The 22,527-nt window shown below is 67.8% G+C and carries 30 protein-coding genes; 13 read left to right on the top strand and 17 right to left on the bottom strand.

Translation table 11 applies throughout. The annotated features are described in order from the left end of the window. Nucleotides 1–104: 104 nt before the first annotated feature. A complete protein-coding gene (locus EXE45_RS09435) occupies nucleotides 105–491 on the bottom strand; it encodes a helix-turn-helix domain-containing protein (RefSeq protein WP_137694177.1) in 387 nt (128 codons plus the stop codon). Between the two features lie 114 nt (nucleotides 492–605). Between EXE45_RS09435 and EXE45_RS09430 the strand changes: the two genes are divergently transcribed. From EXE45_RS09430 to EXE45_RS20425, 6 genes are all read left to right on the top strand, one after another. Beyond that, nucleotides 606–1,238 carry a helix-turn-helix domain-containing protein gene (locus EXE45_RS09430; protein ID WP_092920792.1) on the top strand — a complete coding sequence of 211 codons (633 nt, stop codon included), beginning with the start codon at nucleotides 606–608 and terminating at the stop codon, nucleotides 1,236–1,238. A gap of 74 nt (nucleotides 1,239–1,312) precedes the next feature. Next, nucleotides 1,313–1,471 carry a hypothetical protein gene (locus EXE45_RS20430; protein WP_167603347.1) on the top strand — a complete coding sequence of 53 codons (159 nt, stop codon included), beginning with the start codon at nucleotides 1,313–1,315 and terminating at the stop codon, nucleotides 1,469–1,471. A gap of 119 nt (nucleotides 1,472–1,590) precedes the next feature. Further along, entirely contained in the window at nucleotides 1,591–2,046 is a 456-nt protein-coding gene (locus EXE45_RS09425; protein ID WP_092920791.1) for a pyridoxamine 5'-phosphate oxidase family protein, read from the top strand. Between the two features lie 206 nt (nucleotides 2,047–2,252). After that, nucleotides 2,253–2,642 (top strand): IS200/IS605 family transposase, encoded by a 390-nt coding sequence (gene tnpA / locus EXE45_RS09420; RefSeq protein ID WP_096393431.1) that lies wholly within the window; start codon nucleotides 2,253–2,255, stop codon nucleotides 2,640–2,642. Then, on the top strand, nucleotides 2,639–3,877 hold the full coding sequence (locus EXE45_RS09415) for an RNA-guided endonuclease TnpB family protein (protein WP_137694176.1): 1,239 nt from the start codon (nucleotides 2,639–2,641) through the stop codon (nucleotides 3,875–3,877). The genes tnpA and EXE45_RS09415 overlap by 4 nt, the downstream gene beginning before the upstream one ends. 142 nt (nucleotides 3,878–4,019) lie before the next feature. Next, nucleotides 4,020–4,190 carry a hypothetical protein gene (locus EXE45_RS20425; RefSeq protein ID WP_167603345.1) on the top strand — a complete coding sequence of 57 codons (171 nt, stop codon included), beginning with the start codon at nucleotides 4,020–4,022 and terminating at the stop codon, nucleotides 4,188–4,190. A gap of 152 nt (nucleotides 4,191–4,342) precedes the next feature. On the opposite strand, the gene EXE45_RS09410 is transcribed toward EXE45_RS20425, so the two are convergent. From EXE45_RS09410 to EXE45_RS09365, 11 genes are all read right to left on the bottom strand, one after another. Beyond that, nucleotides 4,343–4,762: a hypothetical protein gene (locus EXE45_RS09410; protein WP_137694211.1), complete on the bottom strand. Its 420-nt coding sequence runs from the start codon at nucleotides 4,760–4,762 to the stop codon at nucleotides 4,343–4,345. Nucleotides 4,763–4,861: 99 nt separating this feature from the next. Next, nucleotides 4,862–5,326, bottom strand: coding sequence for a nucleic acid-binding protein (locus tag EXE45_RS09405; protein ID WP_137694175.1), 465 nt, complete (start codon nucleotides 5,324–5,326; stop codon nucleotides 4,862–4,864). Further along, nucleotides 5,323–5,574, bottom strand: a complete 252-nt coding sequence (locus tag EXE45_RS09400; RefSeq protein WP_092920788.1) for a hypothetical protein — start codon at nucleotides 5,572–5,574, stop codon at nucleotides 5,323–5,325. Before EXE45_RS09400 ends, EXE45_RS09405 begins: the two co-directional genes overlap by 4 nt. A 71-nt stretch (nucleotides 5,575–5,645) precedes the next feature. Next, nucleotides 5,646–5,801 carry a hypothetical protein gene (locus tag EXE45_RS19615; protein WP_158294258.1) on the bottom strand — a complete coding sequence of 52 codons (156 nt, stop codon included), beginning with the start codon at nucleotides 5,799–5,801 and terminating at the stop codon, nucleotides 5,646–5,648. Between the two features lie 216 nt (nucleotides 5,802–6,017). Further along, on the bottom strand, nucleotides 6,018–9,347 hold the full coding sequence (locus tag EXE45_RS09395) for a BGTF surface domain-containing protein (protein ID WP_137694174.1): 3,330 nt from the start codon (nucleotides 9,345–9,347) through the stop codon (nucleotides 6,018–6,020). Between the two features lie 465 nt (nucleotides 9,348–9,812). Continuing rightward, nucleotides 9,813–11,462, bottom strand: a complete 1,650-nt coding sequence (locus tag EXE45_RS20420; RefSeq protein WP_199233611.1) for a homing endonuclease associated repeat-containing protein — start codon at nucleotides 11,460–11,462, stop codon at nucleotides 9,813–9,815. 7 nt (nucleotides 11,463–11,469) lie between these two features. Further along, nucleotides 11,470–11,766 carry a UPF0175 family protein gene (locus EXE45_RS09385; protein WP_137694173.1) on the bottom strand — a complete coding sequence of 99 codons (297 nt, stop codon included), beginning with the start codon at nucleotides 11,764–11,766 and terminating at the stop codon, nucleotides 11,470–11,472. A 60-nt stretch (nucleotides 11,767–11,826) separates the two neighbouring features. After that, nucleotides 11,827–12,264, bottom strand: a complete 438-nt coding sequence (locus EXE45_RS09380) for a hypothetical protein (RefSeq protein ID WP_137694172.1) — start codon at nucleotides 12,262–12,264, stop codon at nucleotides 11,827–11,829. Next, nucleotides 12,261–12,794 (bottom strand): ArsR family transcriptional regulator, encoded by a 534-nt coding sequence (locus EXE45_RS09375; protein WP_137694171.1) that lies wholly within the window; start codon nucleotides 12,792–12,794, stop codon nucleotides 12,261–12,263. The genes EXE45_RS09380 and EXE45_RS09375 overlap by 4 nt, the downstream gene beginning before the upstream one ends. A 105-nt stretch (nucleotides 12,795–12,899) precedes the next feature. After that, a complete protein-coding gene (locus EXE45_RS09370) occupies nucleotides 12,900–13,634 on the bottom strand; it encodes a bacteriorhodopsin (protein WP_137694170.1) in 735 nt (244 codons plus the stop codon). Further along, nucleotides 13,627–15,210: a methyl-accepting chemotaxis protein gene (locus EXE45_RS09365; protein ID WP_137694169.1), complete on the bottom strand. Its 1,584-nt coding sequence runs from the start codon at nucleotides 15,208–15,210 to the stop codon at nucleotides 13,627–13,629. The genes EXE45_RS09370 and EXE45_RS09365 overlap by 8 nt, the downstream gene beginning before the upstream one ends. 171 nt (nucleotides 15,211–15,381) lie before the next feature. On the opposite strand from EXE45_RS09365, the gene EXE45_RS09360 reads away from it, so the two are divergent. The 3 genes from EXE45_RS09360 (at nucleotide 15,382) to EXE45_RS09350 (ending at nucleotide 16,711) form a co-directional block, all read left to right on the top strand. Then, complete coding sequence (locus tag EXE45_RS09360; protein WP_092920752.1) at nucleotides 15,382–15,831, top strand: acyl-CoA thioesterase; 450 nt, start codon at nucleotides 15,382–15,384, stop codon at nucleotides 15,829–15,831. Between the two features lie 123 nt (nucleotides 15,832–15,954). Then, entirely contained in the window at nucleotides 15,955–16,263 is a 309-nt protein-coding gene (locus EXE45_RS09355) for a DUF6516 family protein (protein ID WP_092920751.1), read from the top strand. Then, nucleotides 16,244–16,711: a transcriptional regulator gene (locus EXE45_RS09350; protein ID WP_137694168.1), complete on the top strand. Its 468-nt coding sequence runs from the start codon at nucleotides 16,244–16,246 to the stop codon at nucleotides 16,709–16,711. The genes EXE45_RS09355 and EXE45_RS09350 overlap by 20 nt, the downstream gene beginning before the upstream one ends. A gap of 55 nt (nucleotides 16,712–16,766) precedes the next feature. Here EXE45_RS09350 and EXE45_RS09345 read toward each other — a convergent pair whose 3' ends face one another. Beyond that, on the bottom strand, nucleotides 16,767–17,681 hold the full coding sequence (locus EXE45_RS09345) for an ABC transporter permease (RefSeq protein ID WP_241989454.1): 915 nt from the start codon (nucleotides 17,679–17,681) through the stop codon (nucleotides 16,767–16,769). Then, nucleotides 17,678–18,754 (bottom strand): ABC transporter ATP-binding protein, encoded by a 1,077-nt coding sequence (locus EXE45_RS09335; RefSeq protein ID WP_137694167.1) that lies wholly within the window; start codon nucleotides 18,752–18,754, stop codon nucleotides 17,678–17,680. Before EXE45_RS09335 ends, EXE45_RS09345 begins: the two co-directional genes overlap by 4 nt. A 55-nt stretch (nucleotides 18,755–18,809) precedes the next feature. On the opposite strand from EXE45_RS09335, the gene EXE45_RS09330 reads away from it, so the two are divergent. From EXE45_RS09330 to EXE45_RS09315, 4 genes are all read left to right on the top strand, one after another. Further along, nucleotides 18,810–19,268 carry a hypothetical protein gene (locus EXE45_RS09330; protein WP_092920748.1) on the top strand — a complete coding sequence of 153 codons (459 nt, stop codon included), beginning with the start codon at nucleotides 18,810–18,812 and terminating at the stop codon, nucleotides 19,266–19,268. Nucleotides 19,269–19,472: 204 nt separating this feature from the next. Beyond that, nucleotides 19,473–19,772, top strand: a complete 300-nt coding sequence (locus tag EXE45_RS09325) for a hypothetical protein (protein WP_137694166.1) — start codon at nucleotides 19,473–19,475, stop codon at nucleotides 19,770–19,772. Further along, nucleotides 19,762–20,181, top strand: a complete 420-nt coding sequence (locus EXE45_RS09320) for a hypothetical protein (protein WP_137694165.1) — start codon at nucleotides 19,762–19,764, stop codon at nucleotides 20,179–20,181. Before EXE45_RS09325 ends, EXE45_RS09320 begins: the two co-directional genes overlap by 11 nt. After that, a complete protein-coding gene (locus tag EXE45_RS09315) occupies nucleotides 20,178–20,393 on the top strand; it encodes a helix-turn-helix transcriptional regulator (protein WP_137694164.1) in 216 nt (71 codons plus the stop codon). The genes EXE45_RS09320 and EXE45_RS09315 overlap by 4 nt, the downstream gene beginning before the upstream one ends. A gap of 85 nt (nucleotides 20,394–20,478) precedes the next feature. Here the strand turns inward: EXE45_RS09315 and EXE45_RS09310 are convergent, their stop codons facing one another. Genes EXE45_RS09310 through EXE45_RS09300 form a run of 3 tightly spaced genes read right to left on the bottom strand, consistent with a single transcriptional unit; the run spans nucleotide 20,479 to nucleotide 22,373 of the window. Next, nucleotides 20,479–21,420 (bottom strand): ABC transporter substrate-binding protein, encoded by a 942-nt coding sequence (locus tag EXE45_RS09310; RefSeq protein ID WP_137694163.1) that lies wholly within the window; start codon nucleotides 21,418–21,420, stop codon nucleotides 20,479–20,481. A gap of 30 nt (nucleotides 21,421–21,450) precedes the next feature. Next, nucleotides 21,451–21,726, bottom strand: coding sequence for a hypothetical protein (locus EXE45_RS09305; protein WP_092920744.1), 276 nt, complete (start codon nucleotides 21,724–21,726; stop codon nucleotides 21,451–21,453). Further along, nucleotides 21,723–22,373 (bottom strand): class I SAM-dependent methyltransferase, encoded by a 651-nt coding sequence (locus EXE45_RS09300; protein WP_137694162.1) that lies wholly within the window; start codon nucleotides 22,371–22,373, stop codon nucleotides 21,723–21,725. The genes EXE45_RS09305 and EXE45_RS09300 overlap by 4 nt, the downstream gene beginning before the upstream one ends. Between the last annotated feature and the right edge of the window lie 154 nt (nucleotides 22,374–22,527).

Below are 22,527 nucleotides of genomic sequence, written 5' to 3'. Positions count from 1 at the left end.
ATCGAAAGCGTCCCGGAACTGGCCTAAAACCTTGACCGTTCGATTATCAGGTCCGAGAACTATCGCCCGACGGCGGGGGTGGCCGCCGCAACCGAGCGGGCCGGTCAGTCGGCCGAGACGCCGGGGGCGTCGAGCGCGGCGGCCAGCGGGTCGGCCCCCTCGTCGTCGACCGTGAGCGCGACGCCGTCGTCGTCGAGTTCGATCGCGGCGTCCGCGGCGTCGCGGACGTACTCGGCGGCGTGGTCGCCGTCCGGGTCGAACCGGACGCCCTCGGCGAGCAGCGGCGTCTCGCTCAGCAGTTCCACCTTCCGGTAGGCGGTCGAGAGCGCGATGTCGCAGTCCTCGGCGAGCTCGCTCGTCGTCTTCGGCGTCGCCGCGGCGGCGAGGATCGCCCGGCAGTCGGCGTCGGCGAGCGCCTCGAACGTCGCGTCGAGCGCCGCGTCGTCCTCGGTCGTCGTCGTGGCGTCGGTCGTCCGCGGGGGGCGTTTCATGTCTGTACGTACCCGCTCCAGCCCCCCGAACGGTTGCCCATCATATGCTGGGGGTTTTATACCGCGGTCCGGGCCCGCCAACGTTTTTGCCCGGGGCGGGTAGGGACGAACGAGATGGGATCGGGAATTCGGGCGGAGGTCTCGCTGCCGACCGCGCCGTCCCCGTTCGACGGCGTCGTCGACGGGACGATCCCCGTCACCGAGGTCTCGCGCTGTACGCCCGACGGCGACCGCGAACGGGTGGTCGTGGAGTTCATCGCGGACGCCGACCTGTCGGTCCCCGACGGGGTCGAGGTCGTCTTCGACTACGGCGGCCGGGCGGCGTACCGGTTCGACGCCGCCGTCGACCCCGACTCGCCGTTCGCCGTCCTCGACCGGCACGAGACGCCCGTCTCGGAGGCGACGGTCCGCGACGGGCGACTCCGGATCACCTTCCACGCGAGCGACCTCCAGACGCTGCGGTCGGTGTTGGAGGCGTTCCGCGAGGGGTGTCCGGACATGGAGGTGTTGCGCCTGCTCCAGTCGACGACGACGCCGACGGAGTCGGACCTGGTGACCGTCGACCGGAGCGAGCTGACCGAGCGCCAGCGCGAGGTGCTCGCCGCCGCCTACGAGGCGGGCTACTTCGACCACCCGAAGGGGGCCAACGCCGGCGAGGTCGCGGAGTCGCTGGGGATCGGTCGGTCGACGTTCACGGAGCACGTCGCGGCCGCCCAGCGGAAGCTGTTCGGGGCGCTGTTAGATTAAGGATCGATGATCACGTTCCGAGGCCGCGGGAATCCGAGGCCCGTTTGATGGGCGTGGGTGTCGTACCCACGGGTATGACGGGGCGATCCACCCACACCTTCGTCTGCCCGGAGTGTCGGCGCTCGATCGAGGTGGACGACGCGATGCGGGCGACGCTGCTCGAGACGGGCTGCGTCGTCTGCGGCGCACCGGTCACCGAGGAGAACGTAGGCGAGACGCCGGCGATGAGCTGAGCGCCGGACCGCACGCTCGCGTGCCGCCGCCGGGCGCGGCGGCGCCGACGGACGGCCCGGGGGACCCTGCGCGCCGTCGTCTCGTTCCCTTTATCACCTCGTGCGAAGAAATTCGGGGTATGCCGACGAACAGCGAGGTCGAGATGTCGCCGGCCGAGGTGGACGCGCACCTGTCCCGTCACGAGACGGGCGTGCTCGCGCTCGCGCGCGACGACGCCCCGTACGCTATCCCGGTCTCCTACGGGTACGACGCCGACGAGCGCGCGTTGTACCTCCGGCTGGTGTCGACGCCCGACAGCGAGAAGCGCGAGTTCCTCGCGTCGACGCCGGAGGCCCGCGTGGTCGTCTACGAGGAGGACGGCGACGAGTACGCGAGCGTCGTCGGCGTCGGCCCCCTCGAACGGGTCGACCTCGACGAGCTCACCCCCGAGACGATCGCGCAGTACGGCGAGACGCAGCGCCCCCTCTTCGAGATCTGGGCCGACGACAAGCCGGACCTCGACATCGACCTCTACCGCTTCACGCCCGAGACGTTGACCGGGCGGACGGTCGTCGTCGAGCGCGATGAGGAGTAGGCGGTCGGGAGGGTGACCGATCGGGGACAGTGAGGCGACGATCGGGCCTGCGGAAGAACGATGATAGAGTTACGAGCGCATACCCCCGTCTTTAGGCGGGGGTCGAGCGGACAATAGCGTACACCTCCATCGACGACGCTACGGCTGGATTTCCCATCAATTCACCACCAGTATTAAGATACTCTGATACATAGTGTACAACGCAAATGAAGACCACACGGCACGCGACCTACAACCTCAACTACCACATAGTGTGGTTGCCGAAGTACCGCAACTCGGTACTCAAAGGCGAGGTCGCTGACCGTGTGCGAACCATCCTCCACGAAATTGCCGACGACAAGGGCCTCGAAATTCTCGATCTCACCGTCCAGCCCGACCACGTTCACCTGTTCGTCAGTAGTCCGCCCAAGAACGAACCGGCGCTCCTCGCCAACTGGTTCAAGGGTATCTCCTCACGCAAGTACAACCACCGCTACGCCGACCACGACGGCGAGAAAATCGGCTGGGCGCGAGGCTACTACGCAGGAACCGCCGGACACGTTTCCAGCGAGACTGTCGAGAACTACATCCAGCAACACACGGAGGGTGATTCGTGACCGAACTCACAAAGACGCTGGAACTCAAACTGGTAGAGCCGAACGCTCACAAGCGGCGGAAACTCCGAGAGACGCGAGAGGCGTACCAGCACGCCCTCCAAGACGCCTTCAACCAGAACTGTACCACACAGACTGAGGCGAACGACGTGGTGGTCACCTACAATCTGAGCGGGTACGCGAAGAACGCACTCAAACAGTACGTCCCGCAACTCACGGCGACCTACAACGCGGGCGAGCTACACGACGACCACCCTGTGCGCTTCACGAACGAGGGGCTACGACTCGACCACAAGCCCGAGAACGCGATCGAGTGGTACGTCAAAATCCCGCACCACGAGGACTACCACCTCTGGCTGCCAGCACAGCCGAATCCCGAACAACGAGACTGGCTCGAAGCGGTGAACGCTGGTGACGCGACGATGGGTGAGAGCCGGCTGTTCGAGCGAGATGGGATGTGGTTTATCCACGTTACTGCCACTCGCAACGTGGAGGAACGCTCCGGGGCGTCTGCCGAGAAACGGATACCTATCGGAGTGGACATCGGGGAAGCGTCACTCGTCACGGTGTGTCACCGCGACGATCACGGGTCCCCGACCGCGCCCAAACTGTGGGCCGACGAGGGTAAGACCGTTCGTCAGCTCCGCAAAACCTACTTCACCGCCAAGCGCCGACTCCAGACGCGCGGAAGCGAGCGTATCGCAGAGTCCTTTGGCGACGACCTGTGGAACCGGATCGAAAATGTGTTCCACCATGTCACCCGCGAAGTCGTGGAGTACGCCGAGTCCATCAAGAACCCCGTGTTCGTTCTAGAAGACTTGACCTACATTCGGGAATCGATGGACTACGGCGAGTATATGAATCGGCGTCTCCACGGATGGGGATTCGCCAAACTCCATGCGCAGATACGCTACAAGGCCGTCGAGAAGGGTATCCCCGTTGAGACGGTACACCCGCGCAACACCTCGAAGGAGTGCCACGCGTGCGGTGAGGTAGGCTACCGCCCGCGTCAGGCGACGTTCACGTGTACGAACGATGCTTGCTGGGTGGGTGAGTATCAAGCGGACGTGAACGGAGCGATAAATATCGCAGACCGCTACCTCAGCGGAGAGAGCCATTCAAGAGAACACACGGATGGCGATGACTCGGCTGAGGATGGGGGGCGTTTGACCGCCCCACAAGACAGCCACGCCGATGCTGAGACCCAGCAAGGGACGCGTGGAACGAATGCGTCTTGAAACCGCAGGGCCGCTCTCGGCCTGAAATCCCGTGGTGGGATTCCCGCGTCTTCAGGCGCGGGAGGAGGTCAATTTGTGGTTGACATCCTCCCCGCCTTGAGAAGCGGGATTTTTATTTTGTAACTTCCAGAACACCACACGAATGGCGTCCAGTAGCGATTCCACGACCTCGGTCGACGACGAGGTCCGCCGCCTGTACGAGCGGTATCAGTCGGCCGAGACGGACGCGGAACGCCGAGCGATCGCCTTAGAGATGGGTGAACTCGACGGTCGACGCCACGCGGTCATCTACGAGCGACTCGAAACGGAGTAACTGTTTTCTCGGGTCCCAGCTCTCAGTGCGACTCGATCCGAACGCGCTCGCCGAGCATCGTCCGCGGCGAGCGCCGCCGCTGGCGGCGTGAGCGCGACGAGGAGTAGCGATTTTCTGATCTGTCGGCGTTCGTTTCGCGTTCTCGGGAGGAGTCACGGCGCGGCCGCGGCCGCGTCGTCGGCCTCCGGATCGAACGGGAGGTTGATAACGAGTTCGTCGAACCAGACGACCGGGCGCTTGCTTTGGCCGTCCTCCTCGAAGAAGATGATTCCCAACCGGGCGAGCCGGCTGAGTTCCTCGTGAACGTTCTTCACGTCCCGATCGACGACACGTGCGGTCTCGTTGATGCTCTCCGGCTCCTCCCGGCGGATCGCTTCGATGAGATCGAGGACGCGCGGCGTCAGCGTCGCCATGAGGTCGTCGTAGCTGGCGAACGCGAGCGTGGGCGTGGCGTCGGCCGCGTCGCCCCGTTTGAGCGTCTCGATCGCGTCGGTGACGTCGTCGTGGAACTCGCCCGGCGGGTTCACCGTCACGACGAGGGTCGATTCGGCTCGAAGCCGTTCGCGCTCCATCGGATGTCGCGGCGGCGTGGTGTCGGTCACGGGTATTACCGTGGCGTCGTCGGTTAGTGAGGCCACACATCCATTGGTACATAGACCAATGGTATCAGATTATTGTTCATCGAGCATTTGGATGCCACGCTCCACGACCGTCTCAGAGATGAACAAACTCGTTTCACGTTGGAGTGCGCGCATACGAGATTTCGCCTTACCGAGTACCTTGCGACCGTAGCCGAGCGCGATAATGCCGACGGTACCGTGTACGTCGACGCCAGCGTCGGTTGCGGCCTCCCGGGCAGCAAGGTCATCCGTCAGCAGGACGACGCTTCGATCCTTCGCGATCGCAATTGCGGCGCGCTCTCCGGCATCCAGTTCTGTTTCGTCAACTCGACGTTCGTCGGCTTCGACGAGTTCGTACGAGAGATCCGATAACCCGGCAGGAACACCACCGGACTCGACTTCCTCGTAGACGGTCTTTGGAACGAGGAGCGTGTCGAACGTCGCGAGTAGTTCAAGCGAATCGATTTCGGCAAAATGAATGAGCGGTCCCGCGTCCGAGACTGCCGCGAGTGTCACGCGTTCAAGCCCCAATCGACGTCATCCTCGACGACCGAACGCTCTCGGTCGGCTCGCTCGACCGTCGCCCGCCCGACGCGGTCGATCGCCGCCGCACGGTCGAGGTCGCCGGCGAGGTACTGCGCGAGGACGAGATCTTTCCAGAGGGCTTCGAGGCCTCGTTCGAGGGCGCGCTCGAAGACTTCGGACTCGGAGAGCTCGCGAGCCGCCGCAATTTCGCGAACGCGGTCGGAGATCTCAGCAGCCATGCCGTATTCTTATCCGCCAACGTTCTTAAATCCGCGTCCGCTGCGGGGAAAATCCCAGATCCCGAACCGAGTCACGAGTCGCTCTCGGCGTCGTCGAACGCAGCGCGGGCGGCGTCGAAGCGGTCACGGCCTCGACCACGGAGGCGGTCGACCACGTTTTTCGCAGTTTCAGCGTCGGCTTCGGAAAGGAGGCCGGCCGTATCCTCTGGATCCGGATCACGCGTCATAGATCGCAGTTGAACGGCGATTTCAAAGAGCATTCCGCCGGTCAGGAGTCGTTTTTCTCGGAAGCGACGAGCGAACTGGCGTCAGAACACGACCCGATCACGACGAGCGCAAGCGCCGCCGCTGGCCGAGTCGAGCGCGATAAAGAAAAACCGCGTGTGGGTCGGCCCGCGAGGGCCGATGGTTAGTGACTGCGAGTCGCGACCGCGGCAGCGACGTTAGTCGTTGCGGCGGGTCGCGAGCAGCGCAGCGGCGATGAGCGCGACGAGCGCGACGATGGCACCGAAGCCGGGCGTGCTGCCGTCGGTGGAGCCGGAGCCGTCACCGGAGCCGTCGCCGGAGCCGTCACCGGAGCCATCACCGGAGCCGTCGCCGGAGCCGTCACCGGAGCCGTCACCGGAGCCGTCGCCGGAGCCGTCACCGGTGCCGTCGCCGGTACCGGAGTCGGCGGCTTCGAGCGTCAGCGTCGCGGTCTGGCTGCCGTCGTCCGTGAAGACGCCGTGCTCGTACTCGCCAGCGTCGAGACCGGACGTGTCGACGTCCGCGAACTCGACGGTGGTGCTGTTACCGGCACCCAGCGTGACTTCCTGACTGGCGACCGAGTTACCGCCAACGCGGAACTCGACAGTCTGGGTGGCCTCCTGGCCGCCGGTGTTCTCGATGGTGGCCGTGATGGTCAGCGCGTCGCCGACCGTCGCGGTCACGTCCTGCGGGTTGAGCTCCGAAACCGCGAAGTTCGCGGGCTCGGAGACAGCCTCGACGACAACGCCGTCAGTGCTCAGCTCGGTCGTGAGCGGCGACTGCCGCGTCGAGACGGTGAACGTGTCGTTCACGCTCTGCTCGCTGAAGTCGAGGGAGGCCGAGAAGGTGCCGTCCGGCTGGACGACGACCGACTCGGCATTCTTGATGAAGTTCGTCTCAGCACTGTCACTCTGGACACGCAGCGCGAACTCCGTACCAGGCGCGACGTTCATCTCGCCCGCGATGGACTGATTCTCGGCGTTGCCGACCTCAACCGGATCGAGGTCGAAGGAACCTTCAGCCTCAACGGCATCGAAGGTCGCGTTCGCCGACTCGTACGCGGCCTCGATGTCGTCAGTGCTGTCGTCCTGTTCAGCGTCGGTCAGGAGCGGCTCCTGAACGCTGAAGTCAGCGGTGTACTCGTCGTCGGCCTGAATGCCGTCGACGTTGCCGTTGTCTTCAAGCGCACTGTTGACCGTGTCGAGGTCGAGGAACACGTAGTAGTCGCCGTTCTCGTCGTCGTAGACGACGTCGACGGCCTGCTCGAACTCGGAGGCGCTGAAGTCGTCAACAGCGTTGATCTCGTTGGCTTCCTGGTTCGCACCGGGGTTCTGCTCGGTGAACGTCAGGCTTGCCGCGTGGATCGTGTCAGTGTTGTAGGTGTTCGTGGTACTGAGCAGGTCGTAGAGCGCCGCAGCGTTGTTGTTGGCGCCCTGCGCGTCGAGGACACCTTCGAGACCGGTCGCGGAGATCTGGTGGACCAGCACGTCGCTGGGGTTACCGAGTGCGACCGTGTCCGTCTGGGTCACGACGCCATCCTCGACGCCGTTCAGAATGGCGTCGACAGCGGCGGCGTCACCGTCTTCGTCCTGAACGTCCACGACGTCGTCGCGGACATCAGGGGTGGTGCGCCAGAGCTGCATGTCGCCAGTGGAACGCTCCTCGATGATGAGCGAGCCGATGTCGGTCGAGTCCTCGATCGCGGCGTTCGCGTCCGTACCGCTAACCGCAGTCGGACTCACGGTGACATCGTAGTCGCCCGTGTCGAGGAGGTCGGTGAGACCGCCAGTCTCGGCTTCGAGAGTGACGCTGTCGTCGTCGTTCGCCACGTCGACGAGGGTACCGCTACCAGCGCCGCCGGCGGCGTACGTATTGAACAGCAGGTTAACTTCGCCGTCGCCACTGCCGTCCTCGACGGTGATGTTAGCCTGGTAGTTGGTGTCTTCGAGGTCGCCGACCACGACGGTACCGGTCGAGGTCTCGGTGAACTCGACGGTGATGTTCGCGACGTCACCCTGGGCAACGCTGGTGCTGCCTTCGGGGAGTGCGAGTTCGCCTTCACCGGCCTCACTGACCTGGACCTCGCCGGTCTGGGCCGTGATGTCGGTGGTGTCGTGCGTGACGACGACCGTGTAGTTACCCGTTTCCGAGGGTGCCTCGAAGCTGTCCGTGACCTCACCAGCACCGTCGAAGGTGCCGGTCACGGTGTCGACGGGGCTGTCCTCGTCGACATCCGCGTCAGCCTCGAAGAGCTCCGCAGTGTAGGCGCCCTGCGGGTCGTTGGAGTTAGCGTCGAATTCGATGGTCTCGTCCGTCTGGACTTGCTCGTCGACGAGCTCGGCATCAAGGCCGAGGTCCAGCAGCGTCACGTTGACGCGGTCGACCGTGCCACTTCCGTCGTCGAATCGAACGACGTACTCGCCGCCACCGAGGTTTTCGGTGTTGTAATTGAACAGCTCACCAGGCGCAGTGCTGATCGTGTCAACACGGTTCCCCTGGTTGTTAGTGGCATCCTGATCGAACTCGAAGAACGTGACCTGGGTCGTCGTCCCAGTGAAACCTTCGAGACGGATGATTTCGCCGGAGAAGGCTTCAACATCAGAACCACCCTGGGAGACGGTCGTCGAGGTCTCTTCAAGCGTCTTGAACTCGGCCGTCTCCTCGTTGCCGAAGTCGTCTGTGAAGACGTGTTCAACACGGTTGTCGGTTGAAACCGCACTCGTGTTGAAATCAATGTTGAGGTTGAAGCTGCCCTCGTGGGCGAGACCGTCAGCGGTGTCGTCCGAGAGGTTGAACGTGATCGTTTCCGCGTCCGCATTAAGACTGACTGCGTCAACGCTGACGGGGCCCGGGACATTCCCCGTGGAAATGTCCGACGACGGGTCGTCTATCTGTAGGTCAGCAGCGAGCGCTTCACTGATGTCAATAGTGACCTGATTGTCACCGTCGTTCGGGACGCCGAAATCAACACTCTGCGTCTGCGTTATTGCGCTGCTCTGTTCCACGAGGTCGACACCACTGGTGACGGAAACATCCTGAACACCGGGTTCAACCGCAGCGAAGGTTGCTGCGGTGGTACCGGTTCCGTCACCAACATCGTACTGAACACTAGTGGCCGCCGAGAGGCCGGTGGTGTCGTGGGTGATGTCGACGGAAATGTCAGTTGTACCGTCGGGAGTACTCGAAGGTGCCGACGTTTCAACCACTACAGTATCGTTGCTGGAGTAGTAGTTGGCGGAGTCAATCGTATCGTCGCCGGTCGACGACGCGCTGACGCTCTGCGGAGCCGCACCAGCAGAGACCGCCGCACTGACATCAATTGTAATCCTTGCGCCATCCGAGTTAGCAGATGCAGTTACCGTCTGCACCGTAGAGGTCTGTCCGATAGCCACGTCGTTAGCGGAAGCCGACGTGACAGCGGCCGCGGCCGGCGCAGCAGCGAAGCCGGCAGCGACCATGGACAGAACCATGACCGCCGCAAAGAAGACCGCGTTAGCCTTCTTGCGTGTATTATTGTCGTTTGTCATTGTGTGTTGTTGTGTTCTGCGTCGCGACACCCTGCTTTGCCCCGATCTCGATCGCCCGTTCGTCGTCGTCCAACATCCCATCGAGGGCGCGGCCGGACTTGATCGGACTTACTCGCGTCGGCGTCGCAGTTCACACCGTGTTGGTGTTCCGGGTAGGGCTGCGTCCCTAACAACTAGTGTTGAGTATAAATGCTTTGTGTGGTCTCCTGAAGTGTGTGAATGCCACACACACCGCGCAGCGGGCGTCAGACGGTCGTTTTCAATGTTGAGAGTATCGGACGGAGACAGCCGTTCTGGGGTGGTGTGGCCGGTTCCGTGTAGGTCCGACGACCGGAACATCTACATACTCGCTGTGGCGAACATAAAACAGGGTTCGGACCCTCTCAGGCGACTGGGTGCTGATTTTCAGGGTAGGGACCTGCCCAGTCGTCTGCGTTCCCGTTCCGACGAGTGTTCTGAGTACGGTCAGTCCTCCGTCTCGTCGAACGCCTTCGCAGTAGCCGCACTCCACGAGCCGAACCGCCGCTGGTACGTAGTACACCCGTACGCGCCGTGGTCGGTCATGTCGTTCATCGAGGGACGCTTCTCCAGGTCGTCACTGAGTCGATGGAGTTCGGCAAGTAGTTCCTCGTCTGTCGGCCCGCGATCCGCGTCGAAGCCCGCCGCGTCGAGCGCCTCGCGCCACGACCCGAACCGGTTTCGGTACTGCTTCTCGGTGTACTGGCCGGCGTCTCGGACGTCCAGTAGCGAGGGCACCTTGTCGCGCTCATCGTGAAGCCGGTGGAGGTCCGCGAGCAGCTCGTCATCGCTTGGCCGGTCAGGCTCGGTCTCGAGCCCGGCCGCTTCGAGGGCCTCACTCCACGAACCGAACCGCCGCTGATAGGTCGCGATCCCGTGATTCCCCGCCTCGACGACGTCGGTCGCAGTGGGCACGCCACCGAGGTCCTCACGGAGGCGATGGAGATCGGCGAGTAGCGCGTCATCTGATACCTGCTGGTGACGGCTCGACCGGTCCGCCGGGTCGAGTCCGGCCGCTTCGAGGGCTTCGGCCCACGACCCGTACCGCTTTGTGTACGTGCGTGCGCGATGGTCTCCGTGTTCGACCATCTCTGTGAAGCGCGGTGGCTCGCCGAGCTCGTCCGCGAGCTCTCGGAGATCGTTGAGCAGCTCGTCAGTCGATACTTTTGGCCCGGGTGTGGCCGGGTCGTCCGGTTCGGCCACCGCTCGCGACTGGAAAAAATTGTCAGCGTCGATGTGATCGAAGGCGGTATCGAGCGCCTCGGCCCACGACCCGAATCGATTCTTGTACGTTGAGGGCCAGTACTCGCCCTGGTCTTTCATCTCCTCGATCGTGGGGGCGCGGCCGACCTCGTCGTGAAGGCGCTGGAGTTCGTCGAGAAGGTCTTCGGTCGGGATACGCTTCTGGGGATCGTTCGGCTCGAATCCGGCCTTCGCGACGGCGGCGTTCCACGAGTCGAACCGGCGGAGGACGGTCGTGTCGGCGATGTCGCTGTGGTCGCAGAACTGTTGGAGCGAGGGCGCGCCGTCGGCGTCGGCGACGTCGGCGACGCGGCGGATCTCGTCGAGGAGGTCCGCGTCCGAGTACCGGGGCATATTCGAGGGAGTATTCCGGTCCTCCTCGGAGAACCGATAGCCGTCTCGGTCTCGCGGTTCCGCGACGAGCGTCGACAGTTCCTCGGTCGTGGAAATCACGTCGCAGTGGATCGCCGCCTGTAACAACAGGACGAGATCCCACACCTCGACGCCGACCTGTGCTCCACGCGTGCCGACGTGCGCGTCGTCGGTCACGAGTCGCGCGTCACGCTGCGACGCGATCGCGAGGCACCGCGCGTCAGTCGAGGAAAGCGCGTGATCGCCCAGATCGTCCGCCAGTTCGAGTTCGGCTCCCGTCGGAGCGACGATTTCGAGCCAGCCGTCGTTGTACGATTTGACGGCGTCGATACGCGTGACAAAATCGTATCCCTCGGCCGCGGCACGGTCGAGTTCGTCGATGACCGACAGCGGCGTCTCGACGGTCTCGAACACCGACGGGAGCAGTTCCAGCCGGTCGATCTTCGCGAGGGAACTCAGGACGTTGTTGTCGACGAGCGCCATCCGTCGATTACTCGAGGAACGTCCCCAGGCGATCCTCGCGGACGGACTCGCTCAGGAATCCGGCCTCCCGGTCGATCCCCCGATCCGCGAGTTCGCGCACGAAGGACTCAGTCGAGACGCCGGCCAGTTCTGCCCCCCGGTTGAGACTCACCGCACCGGTGCGGTACTTCTCGACCGCGAGCGAGAGCCGAAGCTCCGGACGCCGACGCAACAGCTCGCGGACGGCCTCCTCGACCACGGCGTCGGTGTCGTCGTAGCCGCCGGCGGCCGCGATGGCATCGAGGTCCGCTTCGAGCCCGGACATATGACTCGCTATGTCGGAACTACGGATAAATATGCTGCCGCACTCGATATCGCCGCCGACTTATCTCCCGTCTGACTCCCACAGCGCGCCGACCCGCTCGTCGACCCACGGCAGCACGGTTCGTTCGATGACGCGGGTGAGGTCCGTCGCGTAGCTTCGGTCGACCGCGGCTGTCGTGTCGGCGTCGGGTAACGGATGGAAGTGGTCCCGCGTGTTGTGCGGCTGGTCGTGGCGGTCCCATCGACACTGCCGCCGGTCGCCGGCGCGTCGCTCGTGGTACGAGACATGAAAGTCACCGTTCGTGTACGCGCGGAGTTCGAGCGAGACGACCCCGACGAGTTCGGGGTGGTACTCGGCGTCGAGCGTCACGGCGAGACGCTCCGGCTTGTTCGCGGGGAACAGCGACGTCTGGCTCACCTCGTCCCGTCGACCGAACGCGCGACCGAGATACCGGAGGGTCGCCTCGTCGACGGACCGCGACGGGGCGGACTCGGTCACGCAGCGTTCTCCTCGGCGGACAAGTCGGAGCCGCGACCGCGCCGGACGGCCTCCAGCCGGTCGATCCGTTCCCTGACGGTGTGCCACTCGCTCAACGCGAGCCACACCGTCTCGACGTCGTCGTACTCCGCGTGGTCGAGCGCGTCGATGTCGGTCGGCGACTCGGCGTCGAAGCGCTCTCGAAACGCCGCCTCGCGGTCGGTGAGCTCGGCGAGCCTGTCGTGGAGCTCGTCGCGTGATAGGGCTTCGAGTCGGTTTCGGAGTCGCCACTCGAAATACGACTCGTTGCGGGCGAACGTGAGCGGCGACTCCGAGACGCGTTCGACGACGCCGATGTCGGCCAGCCGCTTGAGATGCCGCCGCGCGGTGTCCGGCGCGCAGGCGGCGCGCTCCGCGATCTCCGACACCCCCGCCGGGTCGTACAGCTGAAGCGCGACCCGGTACACGCGTTCGTCGGCGGGCTCGGCGTCGAGGTCCGCGCTGAAACCCTCGGCGAGTCCGAACTCCTCGCCCGGCTCGTCGACAGGCATACTCGTCAGTAACAGCAGCGACTATATAATTCTGGTGCCGGCGAATTATTTAGTCTGGTCGGCCGACGTAGCAGCGGATTCGCGTGAAATGTGAGTCCCGTCGCCTCAGTCGGCGCCTGTTCCCGCCGTGTGAGACGCGGGCTGGCCCGTGTCGGTACCAGCATCGTCCCCGGACTCCGCCTCGGCCGCCAGCGTCTCCACGTTCGCGAAGACGAAGCCGGCGAACCCGACGCGGAGCAGGAGGTCGAGGTACTCCAGCGTCACCGCCGCGGTGAACTGATCGAACAGCCCGGCGATCTGGAGCATCGCCCACGCGATCAACACGCCGAACGCGAACAGCGCGAGGTTCCGCGTCTTCGTGAAGAACAGCTCGCGTTCGGGCGGCTGCCGGGCCGCCGCGCCCGCGAGCGGGCCGAAGAACAGCCCGAGCAGGACGACGTAGCCGACGAGGATGGCGAGGGTGCCCGCGGCCGCGAGCGGCCCCGCGAACACCTCGGCGAAGTCGTAGCCGAGCCGCATCGCGGCGGTGATCGCGACGACGCCGACCACGTAGCGCCGGCTCGCCCCGGAGACGAACGCCGCGAACCCGAACAGGAACGGGTACGCCACGTAGTCGGAGAGCAGTTGCCCGGCCTCCAGCGTGCCGTTCGCGACCGCAAACGTCCCGATCCCGGCGCCCCACAGCCCGATCCCGGCGCCCGCGGCCGCGACGACCGCGACGAACGGGTAGCAGTATCGGCGTAGGTCGGCGGGCTTGCGCCGCGCCAAGGCGAGCAGCGCGACCGCGGAGACCGCGTACACGCTCGCTGAGGCGAACCGCACCGTCGACGGCTCAATCATCGGCGCTCACCTCCGCGTCGCCGGCGGTCGGACTCGCGGCGGCCCCGGCCCCGCCCCCGACATCGGCCGCGTCCGCACGCGTGTCGAACTGCGCGAGCCGGTCGGTGAGCGACGCGGTCCGCTCCGAGAGCGCCGTCGCCATCTCCGCGAGGTCGCCCACCGTCTCGGCCGTCTCGTCGGCGGTCGCCGCGAGCGACCGGGCGCGGTCGGCGGCGTCGGTCGCCGAGCCGTGGACCGCCTCGACGCGCGCCGCGACCGACTCGATTCCCTCGGCGCCCTCGTCGGTCGCCCGCGCGATGTCCGCCATCGCGACGTCGACGTCCTCGACGGTGCCGGTGAGCTCCTCGATCGCCTCGCCCGCGGCCTCGACCGCCGCGGTCGTCTCGTCGAGCTCCGTCATCGTCCGGTCCATCTCGCCCGCGACCGCGGAGACGTCCTCCGTCACCTCGCCGACCGTCGCCTCGATCTCCGTCGTGGACTCGCGCGTCTCCTCGGCGAGCTCCTTCACCTCGTCGGCGACCACCGCGAACCCGTCGCCATCGCCGCCCGCCCGCGACGCCTCGATCGAGGCGTTCAGCGCGAGGATGTTCGTCTGCTCGGCGATGTCCGCGATCACGTCGGTCGTCTCCGCGACGCCGTCCATCCGGTCGTCGAGCCCGGCGACGAGCTCGTCCAGCTCCGCCAGCAGCTCGCCGATCGCCGCGATCGCCTCGACCGCCTCGGTCGCCCGCCGCTCGCCCTCCGCGCCCAGCTCGGCGGCGGCGGTGGCGTCGCCCGCCACCTCGTCCGTCGTCGACGCGATCTCCTCGACGGTCGCGGAGAAGTCGTCGGTATCGGCGGCCGTCTCGCGCAGCCGGTCGGTCTGTTCGTCCAGTTCGTCGGCCAGCGCGCGCATCTCGGCGGCCACCTCCTGGTTCATCGCGGCCACGTCGTCGGCCGCCGCGGCCATCTCCTCGCTCGTGGCCTCCACGTCGCCCGCGAACGCCTGAATGTCCTCGACGGTCGTCGAGAGCCCGCCGGTCATCTGGTTGTAGGCGGCCGTGATGCGCTCGATCGCGTCCACGTCGCCGTCGGCGTCGAGCCGGCGGGTGAGGTCGCCCTCCGCGGCGGCCTCCATGGCGCCGCCGATCTCCTCGGCGCGCTCCAAGAGGGTGTCCGACAGCTCCTCGGCCTCCTCGCGGGCCGCCTCCGCCTCGGACTGCGCCCGCTCGGACTCCGCGACCGCGTCCCGGAGCGACCGTCGCGTCTCGTCGAAGGCGTCGAACAGCCGGCCGATCTCGTCGCCGCGGTCGGACGTGGCGCGAGCGTCGAACTCGCCGCGGCCGACCGCCTCGGCCGTCTCCGTCAGCCGCCGCAGCTCGACGGCGACGTTGCCGACCAGCACGATGCCCAACAGGCCGAGGTTCAGCGTGACGACCACGCCGACCGACGCCAGCGCCGCGGTCGCCGCCGCCGGCGTCCCCACGGTCGCGACGTGGGTCCCGAAGAGGGCGATGAAGCCGAGCGTCACGGCGAGCGTCGCGAGGACGGCCGCCCCGACCCGCCGACCGTACCGCGCGGTGATCGCGTTCATCATCTGTTGTTCGCCCGGAGCGAACTGCCCTACTTAGGAGTAAAGGCCAAATTACACGACATGATAATTTGCTCGCGCGGCGGGGGTCGTGAAGCAAGCGCGGCGGAGGCGTCGGACCTCCGTCGGAGGGCGTTCGGGACCGGTGTTTTTCCCGCGGCCGCGCCACGGGCGACCATGCCCAGCGTCAGCGAGACGTACATCGAGAACCGCCAGCGCGTTCAGCCCACCCACACGAACAACTACGCCTCCGCGCACGGGGGGAACGTCGTCAAGTGGATGGACGAGATCGGCGCGATGTCCGCGATGCGCGCCGCCGGCGAGACCTGTGTCACGGCCAAGATCAACGGGCTCGACTTCAAGCGGCCGGTCCCGCAGGGCGACACCTGCGTCATCGAGTCGTACGTGTACGCGGTCGGGCGCACGAGCCTCCGGACGCGGATCCGCGCGTACCGCGAGTCGCCGCGCACGGGCGAGCGCGAGCTCACCACGGAGTCGTACTTCGTGTTTGTCGCCGTCGACGCCGAGGGGAACCCGACGCCCGTCCCCGAACTCGAGATCACGGGCGAGCGCTGCCGCGAACTCCGCGACGAGGCGCTCGCCGCGGAGCCGGACGAGGATCGATAGGAACCCCGACAGACGGCGTCGTCCGGGTTCGGTTATGAATCGGGACCAATGCCAATTTGTTGTACTTGAAACACAACGAAAAGCGGTAACACAGTTGTGGTCGTACCACAACGTACAAAGCCGATGCCTGCCACGGTCGTGTATCGGGAGGCGTCGGAGAAACCGGACGGCAGCCGGTACGAGATGGTCGCGTGGCGGGTCCCGGAAAACGAGGAGTACCCGGAGGGGGTGAAGTACAGCCTCCAGTACATGGACGATGACGGCGACACGCTCCTCCGCTACGACAACGCGCCGCACCACCGAGACATCGGGCGACATCGTCGGCACACGCACACGGGAGAAGTCACCAAACTGGACTTCACCGGTCTCGCCGACCTGATCACCGACTTCCAAGCCGAGGTGAACGACATCCATGACCGACGAACCAACTGACACCCACCCCACCCACGACGAATTTACTCCTGACCCGAACGATGCCGAGTACCCCTCGACGCTCCGAATCACGTCGCTGCCGGCAGAACAGGCACAGGCGGCAGCGATCGAGCGCGCCGAGCGCTGGGAGGACGGCGAGGCGGTCCCGCACGTGGTCAACTTCGAGGACCGTGCGCGGCTCCGCCAGTTGCTCACGGACCGCCGGATGGAGCTCTTAGAAGCCGTCATGGAGCGCCCGCCCGAGAGCATCCGCGCGCTGGCGGACCGGCTCGACCGCGACGTCCACGTCGTCCACGACGACCTGTCGCTGTTGGCCGATTACGAGATTGTCCACTTCGAAGCGGACGGCCGCGCGAAGCGGCCGTACGTCCCCTACGAAACGGTTCGGATCGAAGTCGAGTTCGGACTGCCACGCGGCGACGAGTCGGAGTCGATGGCGTCGGCGTGACGCGCGTGTCGTCGGGCCCGCGTCGAGGCCGCGCACGTCGACGCCGACCCGTCGGTCAGTAGTCGCCGAGCACGCCGAGCCGCCGCGCCCGCCCCGTCGCGTACTGGAAGACGAGGTAGCCGCCGAGCAGGTAGCCGACCGCGACCGCGACGAGCAGCGCCAGGTCCGCGAGCGGGAACTCCCACAGCCGCACGCCGTCGACCATCACGCGCTGGAGCATGGCGCTGCCGTGCGCCAGGGGAAGCACGCGCGTCCACGGCAGGTCGAAGACGGGCGCGGAGATCAGTCCGACGAAGCCGAACTGGAGCAGGTTGAGCCAGTTGCCGATCCGCTTGTACAGCACCGTCACGCCGCCCGCGGCGAAGCCGAGGCCGAGCACCGAGACGATCGACAGGCCGGCGACGACGACCACCGTCACCGGCGCGAGGCTGAGCCGCGTCCCGGTCGCGAGGAGCATCACCGCGAGGATCACCGCGCTCGTGAGGAACGTCCGCACCACCTTCGCGACCCCCTTCAGCAGCGCGACGGGCGCGAAGCCGAACGGCGTGGTGATGTGGCGTTCGAGGGTGCCCCACTGCACCTCGCTACCGATGTCGTTCGACACCGACGAGTACGCGCCCACCGCCAGCGTCCACAGGAAGTAGCCGACGACGATCCCCTCGATCGAGTCGGCGAGCGCCTGCCCCGCGAGCAGCTGGCCGCCGAGGAACAGCGCGGCGAAGAAGAACAGCGACACCACGATCCCCCCGATCGCGTTGGCCGGGTACCGCACGAAAATGAGGAACTCCCGATAGAGGACCGCCCGCGCCAAGTGGTAGTAGGTGGCCGGCCGGGGCTCGTCGCCGGTCGCGGGTTCGTCGCCGGTCGCGGGTTCGTCGCCGGTCGCAGGTTCGTCGCCGGTCGCGGGCTCGTCGCCGGTCGCGGGACCGGCGGTCGGGGACGCGTCCGGGGGCCGCCCGCCCCCGCTCACGAGGACTCACCTCCGAGCCCGGCGCCGGCGGCGTCGGGAACGGTGCCGGTGCGTTCGAGGAACACGTCCTCGAGGTCCGGCTGGACCGTCCGGATGTCGGAGACGGTGACGCCGGCCGCGCGGAGCGCGTCCGTCAGCTCGTACAGTCGGTCGCCCCCGGCGGCCACCGTCACCGCGGGCGGGGTCGCCTCGCGGTCGACCCCGACGATTTCGAACCGCTCGCGGAGCCCGTCGACCGTCTCCGCGTCCAGGTCCGGGCTCGCCACGCGCACCGCGTCGCTCGCGGCGGCGCCCAGCAGCGCCTCGACGGTGTCGTCCGCGACGATCCGACCGTTCGACAGCATCACGACACGGTCGCACACCGCCTCGATCGTCGTCATGTCGTGGCTGCTGACGACGATGGTGAGCCCCTCCTCGGCGGCGAGCCGGCGCAGCTCCGCCCGCAGCGTCCGCGCGCTCTCGACGTCGAGCCCGAGCGTCGGCTCGTCGAGGAAGACCAGCTCGGCGCCGCCCGCCAGCACGCTCGCGAGCGACACCTTCTGTTTCATGCCACGGGAGAGGTCGCGAACCGGCGTGTCGGCCTTGTCGGCCAGGTCGAGGCGGTCGAGTAGCCGGTCGTGGCGCGCCGCCACCGAGTCGGGGTCGACGCCGCCGATCGTCGCGAAGTACCGGAGGTTCTCCCGGACCGTGAGCCGCCAGTAGTCGTTTCGCGCGCCCTCCAGCATCGCGTCCACGTCCGCGTAGGCCGCCCGGCGACCGTCGCGCACGTCGGTGCCGAACACCCGCACCGACCCCGCGTCGGGGATGACGATCCCCAGCGCGCACTTGATCAGCGTCGTCTTGCCCGCGCCGTTCGGCCCGAGCAGACCCACGACCGACCCGCGCTCGACCCTGAGGCTCACGTCGTCGACCGCGACCACGGCGTCGTCGCCGTCACCGAACCGCTTGGTGAGCCCCTCGACCGCGAGGGCCGGCGGGCCGGGCTGATCGTCGGGCGATTCCGCGCCGCGTGTCGCGTCCGTCTCGTCGCGCTCGCGGGGACCGCCGCGCGCGCTCGTCGCGCTCCGTGCCATCGCCCGCCGTACGGGCCGGCGGCGGATATATCCGCGCTCGCCGGCGACCCCCGGCGTGGACCTCGACCGCTTCGCCGCGGACGCCCCCTGCGACGACGCGCCCGGCGACGCCCGCGTCTGCGTCGTCGCGACCCGGCCGGACACCTTCGAGCGCTGCCGCGACGGCTTCTACCCCGCGCCGCGGTCGTACGACCGCACCCGCGCTGCCTTCGACTACATGGCCTTCTATCGGACCGCGCCGGCGTCCGCGGTCACGCACTACGCCCGCGTCGTCGACCGGACCGAACAGACCCGAGGCGAGCCGGGACCGATGGCCGAAGCCGACTGGGAGGCGCTCATCGACCCGTTCTCCGAGGAGCGCGTCGTGATCGTCTTCGCGTTCGACGACCTCGTGCCGCTGGAGCGCCCCGTCGAGAACGACCTGAACGGCGTGCGCGGCGCGTGGTACTGTACCGTCGCAGATCTGCGCGCGGCGGAGACGCTGTCGGGGCTCCGCGACCGGTCCGAAACCTGATCTGCCGGGCGAGTCCGCCCGTCCGTCACGGCCCCGTAGCGCCGACGGCGTAGAGAGAGTTCGCCGCCAATTTTAAGTGAGTGGGTGTAAAGAGTGTTTTACTGTAAAGCGCGGTTGACACCGCGTGCGCCACGCCATGACCGACAGACCGTCACGCCCGGTCCGGGTCCTCGCGCCCGCGGCCGGTCAGGGAGGTGAGCCCGCATGATAGAGCCCGTCACCGCCGTCGCGCTCGGCTACATACTGGTGCTGTTCGCCGTCGGAGCGTACGCCGAGCGGCGGTTCGCCGCGGCCGATCCGCTGTTGAGCGTCCCCGGATGGGTCCGCACCGTCGTCGCCGGACTCGCGCTGGGCGGCCCCTGGCTGGTGTACTTCGCCGGCCTGCTGCCCGTCTCGGACGGCGCCGTCGCCCACGCGGTGGTGCTGACCGCCGCGCTGGTGCTGTGGGTGCTCGCCGAGCGGGTGGTCGGGGTCGCCGACCGAGGCGGTGCCGGTGCCTGCTGACGCCACCGGGCCGTCGAGCGAGGACTGGCTCGCGGCCCAGACTCGCTACCGCCGGCTGTCGACGGGGTCGCTGCTCGGCGGCGTCGCCGGCCTGTTGACCGCCGACGCCGCCGGCTTCCCGCTGGTCGCCGTCGGCGTCTACTGGCTGGGGGTCGTCGGCTTCTTCGCGGTCCGGCGGGCGGCGCCGATGACGCTGTTCGACGAGCGCGACTGCGCCCTGGAGCGCCGCGCCAGCTACGACGCCCTGCGCGTGGTCGGCGGCGCGCTCATCGTCGCGGCACCGGCGGCCGCCGCCCTGGAGCAGACGGGCCGGCTGACCGTCCCGCCGGTCGTCGACGGGGCGCTGTTCGGCGTCGCGACCACCTTCGGCGTCTTCGGGCTCGCATACCTCGCCCGGCGGTACGCATGAGAAACGACGTCCGCGAGCGCCGGGAGGCGGCGGGGCTCAGTCAGGGCGACCTCGCGGCCGCGCTGGAGGTGTCCCGACAGACGGTCAACGCCATCGAGCGGGACCGCTACGACCCCTCCGTCGAGCTCGCGTTCAAGCTCGCACAGTTCTTCGACTGCCACATCGAGGAGCTGTTCGACCCCGACCTCGACTGGGAGCCGCCCCGGGAGTGAGTGGCGGACGGGAATCGGCGTCGACGCGTGGATTCGCGCCCCCGGACGGTGTTCTCCACGGGAGAGGCCCGACGCCGCGTCGACGTCACCCGCCGTCGGCGCGCACCGAGGGCGTCGCCGCGTCGACGCGCGCGATCCGTTCGCGGTCGCCCGGCTCGGTCGCGGCGTGATCGGGATGGAGACACGCGAACAGCGCCTCCAGCGAGTCGACGAGCCGGTGGCTCGGTCGGTTGAACAGCCCGTTGCCGTCGACGGCGTAGACGCGACCCTCCGCGACCGCCGCGATCTCGTCGGACCCGGGCCGTGCCGCGAGGTCGTCGACCGCGTCGACGGCGCGGTCGCGGTCGAACCCGCAGGGCGCGACGACGAGCGCCTCCGGGTCGTGTGCCCGCAGGTCCTCCCACGCCACCGGCTCGGAGGGGCCGTCCGGCTGGAACGCGGGGTCGCCGCCGGCGAGCTCGACCATGTCGCGCACCCAGTGGCCCGCCCGGAGCGGCGGCTCCGTCCAGTCGAGGACGGCGACGCGGGGCCGGCCCGCGTCGGCGACCGCCCGCTCGGCGCGCTCGCGGACCGCGTCGACGCGCTCACGGAGGTCGGCCCGGAGGTCGCTCGCCGCCGCCTCCGCGCCGACCGCGGCGCCGATGCGTTCCACGTCGTCGAGCGCGTCCCCGAACGAGTGGGGGTCCAAGGCGAGCACGTCGGGCTCGGGGTCGAGGCGCGCGGCGGCCGCGCGGACCTCGCTCGCGTCGACCGCGCAGACGTCGCAGGTCGCCTGCGTGACGAGCAGGTCCGGTTCCAAGGCGGCGAGCCGATCCTCGTCGAGGTCGTAGACGGCGCCGTCGACGTCGCGCATCTGCTCGTCGACCTCGGCCGCGGAGCGGTCGGCGTGGTCGACGACCGTGCTCGTCAGCGTCGGCAGGTCGTGGGCCGCGGGCGGGTGGTCGCCGCTGTGCGACACGCCGACCGGCTCGACGCCGAGCGCGAACAGCGTCTCCGTGGCGGAGGGGAGGAGGGAGGCGACGCGCATACGTGAGGGGAGGCGCTCGGGGATCAAAAGTCAGGGGTTCGGCTCGCCGACGACATCGGCGGCCGCCGCCGCGTACGCGGCCGCGAGGTCGCCGTTCGGGAGGGCGTCGCGCGCGGCCGCACAGCCCCACCGGACCCGGTCGCGCCGCTCGCCGGGCGGGAGCTTGTTCGTCGCCACCGTCTCCGCGGTGTCGAGCAGGGCGCGCGCGGTGTCGGCGTCGCCGCGCTCGGCGGCCGCCTGCGCCTCCGCGAGCAGTTGGTCGAGGCTCGCCCGCACGTCGTGGGGCACCTCGTCGGGGTCGGTCACGGCTGCGTTCGGTCCTCTTTGCCCTCGCCCGCCAGCCTCGCGAACGCGAACTCGGTACTACTCCCGAGGGGGTCGGTCGCGGTCCGCGTCTCGACGTCAGTGAACCCCGCCGCCCGGAGCTGGTCGAGCGTGCGCTCGCGGCCGGGCGCGGAGAAGAACATCTCCCCGCCCATCCAGCCGCGGCGAACCGTCTCGAACCGGCCGCTCGGGAGGGTCATGAGAACCCGGCCACCCGGGCGGAGGACGCGGGCGAACTCGTCGTACACCTCGGGGTGGCGCTCGCGCGCGACGTGAAACACCGCGTGGTACGCCGTGACCGCGTCGAAGCGGTCGGCCGCGAACGGGAGCGCGGACATCTCGCCGTGGACGAGGCGGGCGTCGGGCACCGTCTCGGCCGCGAGCTCGAGCCCGCGCCGGGAGACGTCGAGTCCGACGCTGCCCGGCGGCAGGTTCGCGAGGGTGCGGGCGCCGTCGCCGCAGCCCACGTCGAGGACGGACGGATCGGCGGCGGAGTCGGTCTCGGGGTCGTCCGCGAGGGCGTCGCGCAGGTCGTCGATCAGCGCCGCGTCCGAGCCGTCGGGGTCGCGGCGGGCGGCGTACGTCTCCGCGACCTCGTCCCACGCGCGGCGCACCGCATTGCGGTCCATGCGGGGCGTACGAGCGCGAGCGACAAGATTGCTCGGGGAAATCGGCGAGGATGGGGCGTCGGCTGCGCGGGGGTCAGCGAACCGACGACTCGCCCGTAACGACGCGGGGCCGGCGAGACGACGGTCGGGCATTTATGCCGCTGCCGCGCGACGC

Source organism: Halorubrum sp. SP9 (assembly GCF_005435015.1).
Lineage (GTDB): Archaea > Halobacteriota > Halobacteria > Halobacteriales > Haloferacaceae > Halorubrum > Halorubrum sodomense.
Note: the sequence above shows the minus strand (reverse complement) of the source record. Positions and strands in the feature narration are given on the sequence as shown.